Below are 15,303 nucleotides of genomic sequence, written 5' to 3'. Positions count from 1 at the left end.
GACAGGACACCGGGTTGCTCCGCTCGTGCCTTTGGGAGGATGGTTCGCCTCATCAACCAGGCGGGGGCGATGAAGCACAAGCAGCGGCTGATCCTGTGGTGGATGTTGGCTGTCGCGGTGGCGGGCGGCTGCGCGGAGGAGCCGGAGGCTCCCGAGCCCCCGCGCCCCGGCCTGGAGCGCTCCGCGCAGAACCTGTCGAGCCACTTCCCGGTGAGCGTGAAGCGGGTGAAGGACCTGCGGCCCGGCGACATCAGCTCTGTGCCCAGCTCGCTCACGGCCGTGGATACCACCGTCTTCTTCTCCGCCTTTGACGACACCCTCACCCAACAGCTCTGGGTGAGCCAGGGGACGGAGGCCAGCACCACGGCCCTGCGCAAGCTCCAGGTGCAACCCTCCAACGCCATATCGCCGGTCCGGCAGGCGGCCATGAATGGCGCCTTCTTCTTCACGGCCTACGAGCCGAGCAGCGGCTATGAGCTGTGGAAGAGCGATGGCACCCCCGCAGGGACATTGCGCCTCACGGACCGCTCCTATGACAGCCCGACAAGCGCCGCCTCCAGCCTCACCGCCTCGGGCGGGATGCTCTACTTCATCATCACCAATGGGACCGGAACCGATGAGCTGTGGAGGAGCAACGGCACGCCGGGGGACACGAGGTACGTGACCGCCCTGGCCCACGGTCAAGCCTCGCGCCCCGGGCACTCCGTGCTGAAAGCCATGGGCGGCACCGTCTACTACTCCTGTTCCAGCAGCGTCGGCTACGAGCTGTGCAAGTTCGACCCCGTCAACAAGATCAACGTCCAGGTCAAGGATATCTACGTCATGTATGGCAGTTCCTTGCCCTCGCAGCTCACCGTGGTGGGTGGGACGCTCTTCCTGGAAGCCAATGACGGGATTGGCGGCCGCGAGCTGTGGAAGAGCGATGGCACCCCGGCCGGCACCGTGCGCGTGCGCGACATCCGCCCGGGCTCCGCCACTTCCGGCCTCGCGTCGCTGACGGCGGTGGGCAGCACTCTGTTCTTCGTGGCCAACGACGGCGTCAGCGGCGCGGAGCTGTGGAAGAGCGACGGCACCGAGGCCGGTACCGTGCGCGTCCGGGACATCGTGCCGGGCACCACGGGCGCCAACCCCCGGAACCTGGTGGACGTGGGAGGCACCCTGTTCTTCGTCGCCGGTGACGGTGTCAGCGGCGCGGAGCTGTGGAAGAGCGACGGCACCGAGGCCGGTACCGTGCGTGTGCGCGACATCCGCCCCGGCGCCGAGGGCTCGCATCCCGCGTCGCTCGTGGACGGAGGCGGGACGCTCTTCTTCACCGCCCATGACGGCGTGGCCGGAGATGAGCTCTGGAAGAGCGACGGCACCGAGGCCGGTACCGTGCGCGTGCGCGACATCCGCCCTGGCGCCGAGAGCTCCGGGGCGAGCTCCCTCACACGCGTGGGAGACAGCGTCTTCTTCACCGCAGAGGATGGCGTCACCGGCCGCGAGTTGTGGACGAGCGACGGCACCGAAGCCGGCACCGCGCTCGTGCGCAACATCCGCCAGGTGGGGGCTTCCAGCTCCAACCCGGAGGAGCTGACGGAGATGAACGGCATGCTGTTCTTCCGCGCGGACGATGGCGGCGAGGGCCTCGAGCTGTGGAAGAGCGATGGCACCGAGGCTGGCACGGTGTGCCTCCGGGACATCCTGCCTGGCGGCCCAGGCGCCACGCCTTCGTCATTGACGAGCGCGGGTGGGCGGCTCTTCTTCGCCGCCGACGATGGCGCGACGGGCAAAGAGCTGTGGAAGAGCGATGGCACCCCGGCAGGCACCGTGCTCCTGCGCGACATCAAGCCCGGAGCCGCGTCCTCCTATCCGCATGCGCTGGTGAATGTGGGCGGGCAGATCTACTTCTCGGCCAGTGATGGCGTGGTGGGCACCGAGCTGTGGAAGAGCGACGGCACCCCGGCAGGCACCGTGCTCGTCAAGGACATCTCCACCGTCGGCATCTCCGAGTCACCGACCTCTCCCTACACCCTGTTTCCGGTAGGCCAGCGGCTCTTCCTCCGGGCCGATGACCACATCAAGGGCGAGGAGCTCTGGAAGAGCGACGGCACCCCGGCCAGCACGGTGCTCGTCAAGGACATCATCCCGGGCAGCACGGGCTCCATCCCGTGGGACTTCGCCCGAGTGGGCGACACGCTCTACTTCTCGGCCAGTGACGGCACCAGCCGCGCGCTCTGGAAGAGCGATGGCTCGGCGGCAGGCACCGTCAAGGTGGCGAACGTCAACCCGAGCTATCTGCTCGGCGTGGGCAACACGCTCTTCTTCCAGGCCAAGGACGCCACGGGTGGCAGCGAGCTGTGGAAGAGCGACGGCACCTCGGCCGGCACCGTGCGCGTGCGTGACATCAGGCCCGGGAGCGCCAGCTCCGACCCACAGCCGCTGACCCAGGTGAACGGCATCCTCTACTTCCTGGCGAACGACAACGGCAGCGGCTTCCGTCTCTGGAAGAGCGATGGCACCGAGGCTGGCACCACACTCGTCGACCCCAGGCTGAGCAGCATCGGTGCCAAGGCGTGGAATGGAGGACTGGCGCTGACCGCCTACGTCGAGGGCGTGGGACAGGAGCTGTGGTGGACGGATGGAACACCGGAGGGAACCCGGTTGCTCGCAGACGTGTGGCCGGGCCCCAATTCCAGCCAGGTGAGGAACCTGACCGTCGTCGGTGACACCCTGTACTTCTCGGCAGAGGACGGACAGTCCGGCCACGAACTGTGGAGCGCAGTGGCGTTGACGGACACCACGCCGCCCACGCTGACCTGCCCCGAGCCGCTCACCACCGAGGCCGTGGGCCCCCAGGGCGCCACCGTGGAATATCCGCCCGCGTCCGCCACGGACGACCTCCCGGGCTCGCCCACGGTGAGCTACAGCCACCCCAGCGGCGGCCTCTTCCCGCTCGGCGTCACCACCGTCACCGTCACCGCCACCGACGAGGCAGGCAACGCCGCCTCGTGTGCCTTCGACGTCACCGTGAACCTGCCCGCGCCGCCGTCCATCACGTGCCCCGCGCCGGTGGTGGCCGAGGCCACGGGCGCGGAGGGCGCCGCTGTGACCTGGCCTCCCGCCACCGCCTCCGGCATGGAGCCGATGCAAGTGACGTACAGCCGGGCCTCCGGCTCGCAGTTCCCACTCGGCACCAGCGCCGTCACGGCCACCGTGCAGGATGCCCTGGACCGGACGGCGTCGTGCGAGTTCTCCGTCGTGGTGCATGACACCACGGCCCCGGCCCTCACCTGCCCCACGGCCGTGACAGCGGAGGCGAGTGGCGCCCAGGGGGCCTCCGTGGAGTACCCGGCCGCGGCGGTGTCGGACGCTGTGTCGGCGCCGGTGACGGTGCGCTACAGCCACGCCTCCGGCGCCCTGTTCTCCGTCGGAACGACTCCGGTTGGCGTCACCGCCACGGATGCGGCGGGAAATACCGCGTCCTGCGGCTTCACCGTCACGGTGCGCGACACCACGCCGCCCGCGCTCACGTGCCCGGCGAACCTCACCGTCGAAGCCACGGGGGCCCACGGCGCGGCCGTGGACTTCCCGGTGGCCTCCGCCTCGGACGCTGTCACGCCTTCCGTGGCGCTGACCTACAGCCCTGAGCGGGGCTCCCCCTTCGCGCTCGGTAGCACCGAGGTCTCCGTCACCGCCACGGATGCGGCCGGCAACGCGGCGTCCTGCACCTTCAGCGTCACGGTGAGCGACACCACGCCCCCCGAGCTGACATGCCCCTTGGCCATCGTCGCCGAGGCCTCGGACGCGACAGGCGCGGATGTGACGTATGCCGCCGCCGCCCCGCAGGACTCCGTCTCGGGAACTTCCGTGACGGTGACCTCGAGCACCGCCTCCGGCTCTCGCTTCGCGCTCGGAGACACCGCTGTGCTGCTCACCGCCCTGGACACGGCCGGCAACAGTGCCTCGTGCGCCTTCACCGTCACGGTGCGCGACACCACCGCGCCGGCCCTCTCCTGCCCGGCAGATGTCACGGTCCAGGCCCGGGAGGTCTCGGGCATCGAGGTGGACTACGCGGAAGCCACCGCCACGGACGCGGTGTCCTCGCCCTCGCGGGTCTCCAGCCAGGCCTCCGGCACGCGGTTCCCAGTAGGCACCACGCCCGTCACGGTGACGGCCACGGACGCGGCGGGCAACAGCTCCTCGTGCGAGTTCCACGTCACGGTGCAGCCGCCCCGGGAGCCCGTCTCCGTGGACCCGCCGCAGGAGATAGGCTGGGGCTGCAGCACCGGCTCGGGCGCACCGTCAGGCCTGGGCTGGGGCGCACTCCTGCTGCTCGTGGCGGGCACCTCGCGGCGCCGCCTCGTCCGTCCGCAGCGCTGACTCCGCGCCCAGGGGCTGGGTCACGGCCCGATGCGCCGCAAGATGAGGATGGGTCCATCATCCAGCTTGCGGCCGCGCAGGTCGATCTCGCAGTCCAGCATCCAGTCCCCGTGCCCTTCCGGGTCCATGATGCGCTGCTGGACTTCCCACTGCCGGGGGCCCACCTCCTTGAGGAACGTGAGCGCGGGCCTGCGCGCCGCGGGCGTGAGCACCACCACCTTGTGCTCCTCGAAGTAGGGCGCCATCGCCTGCTCCAGCTTGGTGGCGGACCAATCGCCCACCGCCCCGTCCAGCATCGCCAGCGCATCCCCGTAGCGCTTCTGGCCCAGCACCCGCAGCAGCCGGTGCAGTTCCTCGCGCACGCGCGCGGCGAAGGCCTTCGGGTCGTCCGTCAGTTCGCGGGGCTTGAGCTCCACCACGGGCTTGGGGGCGAGCACCGCCTCCGGGTTCTTCATCCGCTCCCACTCGTCCAGCAGGCTGGAGTCCACCTGGCGCAGCGTGGCGCGCAGGTGATCGATGAAGTCCTCCACCGTCTCGTCCCGGAAGCGCTCCGGCACCGTCTGCATCAGCGCCTTGTACACATCCCCCACGTAGCGCAGGAGCACGCCCTCGCTGCGCTGCAGCCCGTACTCGCGCACGTAGTCGTGGAAGGACATGAAGCGCTCGAACATGTCCCGGACGATGGACTTGGGCCGGATGTTCTCCTGGCCCACCCACGGGTGCTTGGCCGCGAACAGGTTGAAGGTGCCGTAGATGAAGTCCCGGTTCGGCTTGGGCCACTCCAGCTTCTCCAGCTCCGCCATCCGGTCGTCGTACTCGATGCCCTGCGCCTTCATCTCGGCGATCTTCTCGCCCTTGAGCTGGTGCAGCTGCGCGTAGAGCACCACCTCCGGGTTCTCCAGGATGGACTCCACCAGCGTCACCACGTCCAGCGCGTAGGACTCGAGGGTAGGGTCCAACTTCTCCAGCGTGTCCAGCAGGTACAGCGACAGGGTGTGGTTCATCGAGAAGTCCCGCTGGAGCCCCTCGGCCACCTTCACCACCGCCCCGCCCGGACGCTTCTCCACGTCCACGATGCCCGCCTCGCGCAGCGTGCGGAAGCTGGCCGCGGCCGTCTTCAGGTGCCTGCGCTTCTTGTAGTCCGAGTCATGCGTGCGCCCGATGAGCTGCACCAGCCGGCGGTACCCGCCGCTGCCCTCCGTCAAGTCGCTCTGCAGGAGGTTGAGCAGCAGGCCGTGGGACACCTCGAAGCGCGACTCCAGCGGCTCGGGGATGCCGTTCTGCAGCCGCTCGAAGGTGCTCTTGTCGTAGTGGACGTAGCCCTTCTGCGGCGGCTTGGCCTTGGGCGCCTTCTTCTTGCCCGCGGCCTCCTTCTGCGCCTGCTTGATGTTCTCCACCACGTGGTCCGGCGCCTGCGCCACCACGCTGCCCTCGTCGTCGTAACCCTTGCGCCCCGCGCGGCCGGCGATCTGCTGGAAGTCGCGCACGCTCAGCGTGGCCAGCTTCTCGCCGTTGAACTTGAAGAGCTGCGTGAAGAGCACCGTGCGGATGGGGATGTTCACCCCCACCCCCAGCGTGTCCGTGCCCGAGATGACCTTGAGGTGGCCCGACTGCGCCAGCTTCTCCACCAGCAGCCGGTACTTGGGCAGGAGCCCCGCGTGGTGCATGCCCACGCCGTGGCGCAGGAAGCGCTGGAACTCCTTGCCGTAGGGCGTGTCGAAGGGTGCCTCCATCAGCGCCTGGCGGATGGACTCCTTCTCTTCCTTGGTGCAGAAGTCCACGCTCATCAGGTTCTGCGCCTGCTCGGCCGCGGCCCGCTGAGTGAAGTTCACCAGGTAGATGGGGTACTTGCCGCGCGTCACCAGGTCCTGGATGGTCTCGTGCAGCGGCGACTCGCGGTAGTCGAAGTCCAGGGGCACCGGCCGCTTGGCGCTGCGCACCGACACCACGTCCTTGCCGGTGAGCTTCTTGAGCCCCTCCTCGATGATGTGCGTGTCGCCCAGCGTGGCCGACATCATCAGGAAGGTGGTGTTCTGCAGGCCCAGCAGGGGCAGCTGCCAGGCGGTGCCCCGCTCCCGGTCCGAGTAGTAGTGGAACTCGTCCATCACCACGTAGTCCACCGGGGCGCGCGAGTCGCGCATCGCCATGTTGGCGAGGATCTCCGCCGTGCAGCAGATGATGGGCGCCTCGCGGTTGATGCTCGCGTCGCCCGTGAGCATGCCCACGTTCTCCGGGCCGAACGCATCGCACAGCGCGAAGAACTTCTCGTTCACCAGCGCCTTGATGGGGCACGTGTAATAGGAGATCTTCCCCTCGGCCATGGCCTTGAAGTGCAGCGCCATGGCCACCAGGGACTTGCCCGAGCCCGTGGGCGTCTTCAGGAACAGGTGGTTGCCCGCCAGCAGCTCGAGGATGGCCTCCTCCTGCGCGGGGTAGAGTTCCAGGCCGTTCGCCGCCACGTAGCCGACGAAGCGGCTGAGGGTCTCGTCGGTGCTCAGGGGCGCCTCGCCCCGGGCGGGCAGCAGGGCCGCCAGGGGGGCGCGTTTCTCAGGGGTTTCCATCACAGGTGGAATCTAGGCGGCGAAACCGGACTCCACCCGGAAAATCTCTGCGAGACTGCTTCCATGTTCAGCGTGCAAGGAAAGACGGTCATCATCACGGGCGCCTCGGTGGGCATCGGCGAGGAGCTCGCCCTGCTCCTCGCCTCGCGCGGGGCGAACCTGGTGCTGGCGGCCCGGAACGAGGAGGCCCTCGACGGGGTGAGGCGGCGGTGCGAGCAGGCAGGCGCCCGCGCCATCACCGTGAAGACGGACGTGGCCGTGCCCGAGGACTGCCAGCGCATGGTGGAGCGCGCCGTGGAGGCCTTCGGGGGCATCGACATCCTCGTGAACAACGCGGGCATCTCCATGGGGGCCCGCTTCGAGGAGGTGACGGACCTGTCCCTCTTCGAGCGCGTCATGCGCGTGAACTACCTGGGCGCCGTGTACTGCACCCACTACGCCCTGCCCCACCTCAAGGCCCGAAAGGGGCTCGCGGTGGCCATCTCCTCGCTCACCGGGAAGACGGGAGTGCCCACCCGCACGGGCTATGCCGCCAGCAAGCATGCCATGCAGGGCTTCTTCGACTCCCTGCGCATCGAGTTGCTGGGCACCGGCGTGGATGTGCTCGTCGTCTCCCCGGGCTTCGTCGCCACCGGCATCCGGGACCGGGCCCTGGGGCCCGATGGGCAGCCGCTGCGGCACAGCCTCCGGGACGAGCGCCGGGGCAACATGGATGTGGCCACCTGCGGGGCCCTCATCCTCAAGGCCATCGAGCGCCGCGACCGGGAGGTGGTGATGACCGCCCAGGGCAAGGTGCTCCAGGTGCTCAAGCTCGTCGCGCCGGGCCTCGTGGACCGCCTCGCGCAGCGGGCCGTCCGCCGGAAAGCCCCTACCCCGGAGACCTGAGCGAGGCGCGCGTGCGCTACCCGGTGACACCGGATGGGAGGTACTTCGTGGTGCGCGGTCGGCTGTGGCGCTGCGCCAACCCCGCGCTCGGCCCCCGGCAGCGCGAGGTGTTGACGCATGCCCTCATGCGGGCCCGGGCGGACGTCGGCCGCGCCCTGGCTGCCGGAGACGCCGAGGCCGAGCGCGAGGCCCGCGCCCGGGTGAACCGCGCCAAGATCGGCCTCGGCGAGCGCGGCCCCGTGTGGTGGACGGACGGGGCGCCCGACTTCAACCGCCACCTGGCGAAGAACACGCCCTATGCCGGCTGGTACGCGGGGCTCGGGCCCTCGGCGGAGCCCCCCCCGCGCCCCCGCCGCCAGCGCGGGTGATTACCCGCCGCCCACCAGGTCGAACATCTGGCCCACACCCTGGGTCCGCGCCACGTCGTACAGCGCGCGCGCCAGCGCCAGGTCCTGCACCGCGAGCCCCGTGGAGTCGAAGAGCGTGACTTCGTCCGCCAACCGGCCCTTCTTCTGGCCGGCGATGACTTCCCCCAGGGTGCCGGCGATCTGCTCGCGCTGGAGCAGGCCGTCGTGCAGCGGGACATTCACCTCGCCCGAGTGCGTCGCCTGCTCCTCGTCATCGATGAAGATGCGCGCCTGCTGCAGGAGGGCCGACTCCAGCTCCTGCTTGCCGGGGGCATCCGCGCCCATGGCGTTGATGTGCGTGCCGGCCCGGACCCACTCGCGCTTCACCACGGGGGTGCGCACGGGGGTGGAGGTGCAGACGATGTCGGCGCCCGCGGCCTCCTGAAGGCTGACCACCCGGCCGCCCTTCTCCTTCTGAAGGGCCTGGGCGGCCGCCTCGGAGGCATCGGCGAGCAGCAGCTCCAGCCCCTCGAAGAGGGCCCGGTGCGAGTCGATCAGCACGCGCGCCTGCACGCCACAGCCCACGAGCCCCAGTGTGCGAGGCTTCGCCCGGGCGAGGTACTTCGAGGCCACCCCTCCGGCCGCGCCGGTGCGCCACGCGGTCAGCAGGGTGCCATCCAGGATGGCCAGCGGCGAGGCCGTGTCCGGATCGCTCAGGATGTAGACCGCGCGCACCGTGGGCAGGTTGTGCTTGGCGGGATTGCGGGGATGGGCATTCACCCACTTCACCCCCGCCGCGCCGTCCAGGAAGGCCGGCATTGCGCGGAAGTCCCCTTCGTACTTGGGCAGGGACAGGTACACCTTGGGGGGCATGAGCGACTCGCCACGGCCATGCGCCAGGAAGGCGCGCTCCACGGCGGTGAGGCCCAGCTCGACAGAGTAGAGGGAGCGCAGCGCGTTCGCGCTCAACAGGAGGGTTGGCATGCGCGCCTTATAGCGGAGCAGGCCCCTCCATTAGAGGGCGTTCCTCTCGGCCCAAGAGGCTACTGGCAGAATTTTTTAGGCATGGTAGAACGCTGCCGTGTCCTGACTCTTCGCTCTTTTCGCTGTTTCCGGGGTTGAAATTCACTGCGGGTCCCTCCCCTGATCGCTACCGAACACAGGGAGCATCAGGCCACTGAACGTCCTTTCACCTCGGTCGAGCAGTTGTCCGCTCGGTCGTGTAGGGTGCGCTGCCATGAACCCAGAGAAGCTCGTCCACGCCCAGACCGTCGAGGCGCTGTTCCTCCGTGCCTTCGAGAACCGGCTGACCCCGGCTTGCCGGCAGGCCCTGAAGAAGGCCGGGTTGGACCTCGAGCAGAAGCTGGAGCGGACGTACTCGCTCGAGCAATGGAAAGACTTCCTGCGGATCGCCGCCGCCCACGTGTACGGGGGCGTGCCCGCCGAGGCCGCGTACTACTCGCTGGGCGAGCGCTTCATGGATGCGTGGTTCGGCACCTTCTTCGGCCGGGCGCTGCTGGGCGTGGCCAAGCTCGCCGGCCCCCGGCGGCTGTTGCTGCACGCGGGCCGTGGGTTCCGGGCGGGCAACACCTTCAGTGAAGTCACCGTGGTGGAGCGGGGCCCCACCTCGCTCGAGCTGGGCATGAACGACGTGCTGGCCGATCAGCCCACGTTCGCCGCGGGGCTGCTGGCCCGGGCCGTGGAGCTCGCGGGCGGCTGGCGGGCGGTGGCCATCCCCGAGGGCTTCGACGGGACGACATGCACCTTCCACATCCGGTGGTCCGAAGCCCCCGCCGCGGTCGCTGCCCTCAACGGGAGCGCCACTGCGGATGGGCAAGCAGCCGGCTCTCGACCTCGGGCGTAAGGGGCGCGCCGTGGGGCGCCCGGGAGGACGAGCGGCGCCACCGCTCGAGCCACCGGCCGCCCAGGGGGGACTCCAGGGCCTCCAGGCGGGTGGCGGCCACCGTGGTCTCCCCCTTGGTGCCGGTGGAAACGCCCGCGCCGACGTAGAAGCCCGCCAGCAGCAAGGTCACCCGGGTGGGCGTCGCCGCGCTGTACGTCAGCAGCCGCGCGCCCTCCCCCTCCTCCTGACACCGCGCGCGGACCCGGGCCAGCACCGCCTCGGTCCACATGTCCGGGTTGGAGGCCGGAGAGAACGGGTCGAAGTAGACGAGATCTGCGGGCGGCAGCGCCCCCTCCAGGTGGGGCACCGCATCGCCCAGGAGCAGGCGCCAGTGCAGCCCCGCCTCTGACCAGCTCCCGTCGCGCATCAGCGCCTCGGCGGCCTCGCGGAACGGCTGGAGGAAGGGAAACCCCTCCGGATCCGCCAGCGCCAGCCGCAGCGGTGCGAGGTCCACCTCCAGGCTGATGAGCTCCAGCGCCCGCCGGCGCCCCGCCCCCAGCTCCCGGGCGCACGTGAGCGCGGCCACCGCGTTGGTGGCGGCCCCCAGCCCCACATCGAGCACCACCAGGGGCGGCCCGGGCTGGCCCAGGCGCTCGGCCAGGCGGGGCTGCTCCACGTAGAGGCGCAGCGCCTCCTTCCACGGCCCCACGCTGGGGTGCATCACCTCGCCGTGCCCCAGGTGGCGCACGGCCCGGGCGCCGTTGCGGAGGGTGACCAGTTCGAAATCGCCGTCGCGGGGGTTGTCGGAGGACACGGCGCCTTCTCCCACAAGGGGCGGAGGCCGTCACGGCCTGACGAGCCCCTACACCGGAACCTGTGGAGGAATGGGACAACCCGGAGAGCGCGGTGTTCTTGCCCTCCCCACCCCGTCCTGCCCGCAGGCTGGAGTCTTTTCAGCCTGGGGCCCCGCCGGAAGCCAACCCTTTGGCATTCCAACCACTTTCCCTCTCAGAGATGCCTGAACACATGGGCAGGTTGCATTCGACGCACAGCGTTACACCTTATGGCACGCCGGTTGCTAGGACTCGCTGCGTCATGGCCCCCTGAACCCGGGGCGGTGGCCTCGGATGAGGACTGGCAGCCCGTACGGATCCGGCTCAGCGGACATCTTTCAGGAGGAAGTGGTGAGGTCCAGGAAGCGCTCAAGGTGGGGAGTTCGCACGGCGTGCGTGCTCGGTGTGCTGGTGGCGGGAGCGGCAGGTGCCCAGGTGAAGCTTTCCTCCAAGGGGGCCTCGGCGAAGGCTTCCGCGCAGGCGTCCAAGACGGCCTTCAGCCCGGAGCTGGTGCGGGAGAAGGCGCGCGCGCTGGCGGGCCAGGGCTACAAGGTCCCCACCTCCAACCTCTCCGCCTCCTACGAGCAACTCTCCTATGACGAGTACCGGGACATCCGGTTCCGTCCGGACCAGTCGCTGTGGCGCAAGGAGGGCCTGCCCTTTCAGGCGCAGTTCTTCCACCCCGGCTTCTATTACAAGGAGCCCGTCGCGGTGCACGTGGTGCGCGGCAAGCAGGTGGAGGACGTGCCGTTCTCCCCGGAGCTGTTCAGCTACGGCCCGCTGGTGAAGGCGGGCCCGCTGGCCAAGGCGGACGGCTTCGCGGGGCTGCGCCTCAACCACCCCATCAACCGGCCGGAGCACTTCGACGAGGTGGCCGTCTTCCTGGGCGCCAGCTACTTCCGGTCCCTGGGACGCGGCAATGTTTACGGCCTGTCCGCGCGCGGCCTGGCGATTGATACCGCCCTGCCGAGCGGCGAGGAGTTCCCCGCGTTCCGCGAGTTCTGGCTGGAGAAGCCCGAGGCCAAGTCGGACCGTGTGGTGGTGCACGCGCTGCTGGACAGCCCGAGCGTCACGGGCGCCTACCGCTTCGTCATCATCCCCGGGAAGAGCACGGTGATGGAGGTGGAGGCCACCCTGTTCGCCCGCAAGCCGGTGAAGCAGCTGGGGATTGCGCCGCTCACCAGCATGTACCTGTTCGGCGAGAACAACCGGGGCACCTACGACGACTTCCGGCCCGAGGTGCACGACTCCGACGGCCTCTTCATCTCGATGAAGAACGGCGAGCAGCTCTGGCGGCCGCTGCAGAACCCCGCGCGGCTCAACGTCGCGAGCTTCCAGGCGGAGAGCCCCCGGGCCTTCGGGCTGCTGCAGCGCGACCAGTCCTTCGCCAATTATGAAGACCTGGAGGCCCGCTACGAGCTGCGCCCCAGCGTCTGGGTGGAGCCCGTGGGCGACTGGGGCAAGGGCGCCGTCCAGCTCGTGGAGATTCCCACGCGCGAGGAGATCCACGACAACATCGTGGCCGCGTGGGTGCCCGAGCAGCCGCTGACCCCTGGCACCGAGCGTCGCTTCGCCTACCGGCTTTACTGGGGCTTCGAGCCACCCCGCGCCCCGCCGGGCGCCACCGTGCTCTCGACGCGCATCGCCGCAGGCTCCACGCCCAAGGCCCGGCGCTTCGTCATCGACTTCTCGGGCGGCGGGGCCGCTGGGGATGCCCCCGCGGAGGCCGTCATCACCGCCTCGCGCGGGCAGGTGCTCCACCCCATCGCCCAGCGCAACACCGTCACCGGAGGCTGGCGCGCCACCTTCGAGCTGCTGCCTGACGACTCTTCCGCGCCCATCGAGCTGCGCGGATTCCTGAAGACCGGTTCAGAGACCCTCACCGAGACATGGAGCTACTTGTGGACACCGTGAAGACGCTGAATTCCGCATCTCTGAGCGCCCCGGCCCGCCGGGAGACGCGGGTGGCCCTGGATTCCTTCTTCCGCACGTTCGGGTTCACCTCCGAGGCGGACCTGACGCAGCTGGCCGGCTGGGTGCTGGCCGTGCCCGGCGGCCACATGGCCGAGCCGCAGGCGGCCCTGGCCCTGGCCCGCTCCCGCATGGAGGCGTGGCTGCGCCAGGTGCTCGGACACCAGAACGCGGGCGAGACGCTGCTGTCACGCGGCCGGGCGGCCTTCGTGCTGAGCGAGTCAGCGCAGCACGGCGCGGCCCTGCTGTTCACCGAGCCCGCCGAGCTGCCCCAGGACATCGTGTCGGCCCTGCGCTCGGCGATGCCCGTGCCCGCGCCCAAGGCAGTTCCTTCCGTGATGCCCGAGCAGCAGCTTGTGCTCAACCCCCTGGCGGGGTTGCTGCGCCGCTGGTGGCGCGCGGAAACCGCGGATGCCTCCATCGAGGGGGCCTGAGACCCACGCATGCAAGCGCACTCCTTCTCCCCTCCCTCCACCGGAATCCGCCGGTTCTTCGTTCTGGGGCTGGCGGCCTTCACCACGCTCCTCGGAGCGTGGGAGATGCACCGGCTGCTGAGCGTCAAGGGAATCACGGAGACCGAGTGGGTGCTGCTGGGGCTCTTCAGCCTGTGCTTCGCCTGGATTTGCCTGTCCTTCTGGACGGCCGTCGCGGGGTTCCTCCAGATGCTGGTGGGGGGCCGGGTGCCCGGCTTGCGCCAGCCGACGGCCGAGGAGCAGAAGGCGCCGCTCACCCGGCGCACCACGGTGGTGATGCCCATCCACAACGAAGACCCCGCCTCGGTCTTCGCCAACGTGCAGGCCACCTACGAGTCGCTGGCCGCCACGGGGCACCTGGAGGCCTTTGACTTCTACGTGCTGAGCGACTCCACCCGCGCCGAGGCCTGGGTGGCCGAGGAGCTGGCCTGGGCGGACCTGTGCCGCCGCGTGGGGGGCCAGGGGCGCATCTTCTACCGGCGCCGCTCGGACAACACCGGCAAGAAGGCCGGCAACCTCTCGGACTTCTGCGAGCGCTGGGGCCGCCACTACGACTTCATGGTGGTGCTGGACGCCGACAGCCTCATGACGGGCGACACGCTGGTGACGCTGGCGCGGTTGATGGAGCTCAACCCGCAGGCCGGCATCCTCCAGGCGCCTCCCCGCTGCGTGGGGAAGATGACGCTCTTTGCCCGCCTGCAGCAGTTCGCTGGCCAGGTGTACGGCCCCGTGGTGGGCGCGGGCGCGGCGGCGTGGCAGCTCGGCGAGTCCAACTACTGGGGCCACAACGCCATCATCCGCGTGTCCGCCTTCATCGAGCACTGCGGCCTGCCCGTGCTGCCCGGCAAGCAACCCTTCGGGGGGCACATCCTCAGCCACGACTTCGTGGAGGCGGCGCTGATGCGCCGGGCAGGCTACACGGTGTGGCTGCTGTCGGATGTGGGGGGCAGCTACGAGCAGTCCCCGCCGCACCTGCTGGCCTATGCCCAGCGGGACCGGCGCTGGTGCCAGGGCAACCTCCAGCACCTGAGCCTGGTGATGGCCGGGGGGCTGCACCCCTTGAGCCGCGGCCACTTCCTCATGGGGGTGATGTCCTACGTGGCCTCGCCCCTGTGGCTCATCTTCCTGCTGACGGGGCTGGGCGCCGCGCTGCAAGACCGCTTCGTGGAGCCGGTGTACTTCACGAGCGAGCGGACCCTGTTCCCGGTGTGGCCGACGTTCGACGTGGAGGGCGCGCGGCGGATGATGTTCCTGTCGCTGGGCATGCTGCTGGTGCCCAAGCTGTTCGGCCTCTTCCTGACGTTCCTCGACAGCGAGGCCTCCCGCAGCATGGGCGGCCGCATCCGCGTGGCGCTGAGCGTGGTGCTGGAGACCGCCATCTCCATGCTGCTCGCGCCGGTGATGATGCTCTTCCAGTCCCACTTCGTCTTCGGCACCGTGCTGGGCTACCGGGTGAACTGGTCGAGCCAGCAGCGCGATGACGCGGACCTGCCCTGGTCCGAAGCGGCCCGGCGGCACTGGGGCCACACGGTGTTTGGCGGGGTGCTGGCCGTGGCGGCGGCCGCCCTCTCCCGGGACTTGCTGCTGTGGATGTCCCCGGTGGTGGCGGGCCTGCTGCTCTCCATCCCGATGTCGGTGTGGACCGCCCGGGCCTCGCTGGGCACCTGGGCGGCGAAGCTGGGCCTGTTCCTCATCCCCGAGGAGCGCGTGGAGCACCCGCTGCTGGTCCGGGCCCAGGCGCTGTCGGAGCAGAAGCTGGAGACCGTGGACGATGGGCTGAAGCGCGTCCTCACGGACCCCCGCGCCCACGCGCTGCACCTGGCGCTGCTGGAGGAGCAGCCGGGGCCCTCCATTGCCTCCATCGAGCTGGCCACCGCGCGGCGCAAGCTGCTCTCGGGACAGCAGGACGCGCTCTCCACCCAGGAGAAGTCGATGGTGCTCTTGGACCCGGCCACGCTGGCGGAGGCCCGCCTCCGGTTCATGAGCCAGACGTCCTGATGCGCACGGCTTGACCGCGGCAGGGGGAGG

Annotated in this window: 10 protein-coding genes; 7 read left to right on the top strand and 3 right to left on the bottom strand. The window is 69.9% G+C overall.

What is annotated here, in order from left to right; all coding sequences use genetic code 11:
- Positions 1–39: 39 nt before the first annotated feature.
- Entirely contained in the window at positions 40–4,362 is a 4,323-nt protein-coding gene (locus tag KY661_RS18080) for an ELWxxDGT repeat protein (protein ID WP_225411387.1), read from the top strand.
- 20 nt (positions 4,363–4,382) lie between these two features.
- Here the strand turns inward: KY661_RS18080 and KY661_RS18075 are convergent, their stop codons facing one another.
- Positions 4,383–6,923 (bottom strand): DEAD/DEAH box helicase, encoded by a 2,541-nt coding sequence (locus KY661_RS18075; RefSeq protein WP_225411386.1) that lies wholly within the window; start codon positions 6,921–6,923, stop codon positions 4,383–4,385.
- Between the two features lie 63 nt (positions 6,924–6,986).
- Between KY661_RS18075 and KY661_RS18070 the strand changes: the two genes are divergently transcribed.
- On the top strand, positions 6,987–7,808 hold the full coding sequence (locus KY661_RS18070; RefSeq protein ID WP_225411385.1) for an SDR family oxidoreductase: 822 nt from the start codon (positions 6,987–6,989) through the stop codon (positions 7,806–7,808).
- An 11-nt stretch (positions 7,809–7,819) separates the two neighbouring features.
- Complete coding sequence (locus KY661_RS18065; protein WP_225411384.1) at positions 7,820–8,176, top strand: hypothetical protein; 357 nt, start codon at positions 7,820–7,822, stop codon at positions 8,174–8,176.
- Here the strand turns inward: KY661_RS18065 and KY661_RS18060 are convergent, their stop codons facing one another.
- Positions 8,177–9,139 carry an ornithine cyclodeaminase family protein gene (locus tag KY661_RS18060; protein WP_075009940.1) on the bottom strand — a complete coding sequence of 321 codons (963 nt, stop codon included), beginning with the start codon at positions 9,137–9,139 and terminating at the stop codon, positions 8,177–8,179.
- Positions 9,140–9,392: 253 nt separating this feature from the next.
- Here KY661_RS18060 and KY661_RS18055 point away from each other — a divergent pair, with 253 nt between their 5' ends.
- Positions 9,393–10,019: a TIGR02265 family protein gene (locus tag KY661_RS18055; protein ID WP_075009939.1), complete on the top strand. Its 627-nt coding sequence runs from the start codon at positions 9,393–9,395 to the stop codon at positions 10,017–10,019.
- Here the strand turns inward: KY661_RS18055 and KY661_RS18050 are convergent.
- The gene (locus tag KY661_RS18050) at positions 9,964–10,812 is read right to left on the bottom strand and encodes an MnmC family methyltransferase (RefSeq protein WP_225411383.1); all 849 of its coding nucleotides are present in this window, start codon (positions 10,810–10,812) and stop codon (positions 9,964–9,966) included. The genes KY661_RS18055 and KY661_RS18050 overlap by 56 nt on opposite strands.
- Before the next feature lie 367 nt (positions 10,813–11,179).
- Between KY661_RS18050 and KY661_RS18045 the strand changes: the two genes are divergently transcribed.
- The 3 genes from KY661_RS18045 to mdoH are packed head-to-tail and all read left to right on the top strand — an operon-like array spanning position 11,180 to position 15,273.
- The gene (locus KY661_RS18045) at positions 11,180–12,745 is read left to right on the top strand and encodes a glucan biosynthesis protein (RefSeq protein WP_225411382.1); all 1,566 of its coding nucleotides are present in this window, start codon (positions 11,180–11,182) and stop codon (positions 12,743–12,745) included.
- Positions 12,742–13,236, top strand: a complete 495-nt coding sequence (locus KY661_RS18040; protein ID WP_225411381.1) for a hypothetical protein — start codon at positions 12,742–12,744, stop codon at positions 13,234–13,236. The genes KY661_RS18045 and KY661_RS18040 overlap by 4 nt, the downstream gene beginning before the upstream one ends.
- Before the next feature lie 9 nt (positions 13,237–13,245).
- A complete protein-coding gene (mdoH, locus tag KY661_RS18035) occupies positions 13,246–15,273 on the top strand; it encodes a glucans biosynthesis glucosyltransferase MdoH (RefSeq protein WP_225411380.1) in 2,028 nt (675 codons plus the stop codon).
- Positions 15,274–15,303 lie beyond the last annotated feature (30 nt).

Origin of the sequence: Allostigmatella hybrida, assembly GCF_020103775.1 — a bacterium.
Lineage (GTDB): Bacteria > Myxococcota > Myxococcia > Myxococcales > Myxococcaceae > Hyalangium > Hyalangium aurantiaca.
This window is presented reverse-complemented; position numbering and strand designations above follow the sequence as displayed.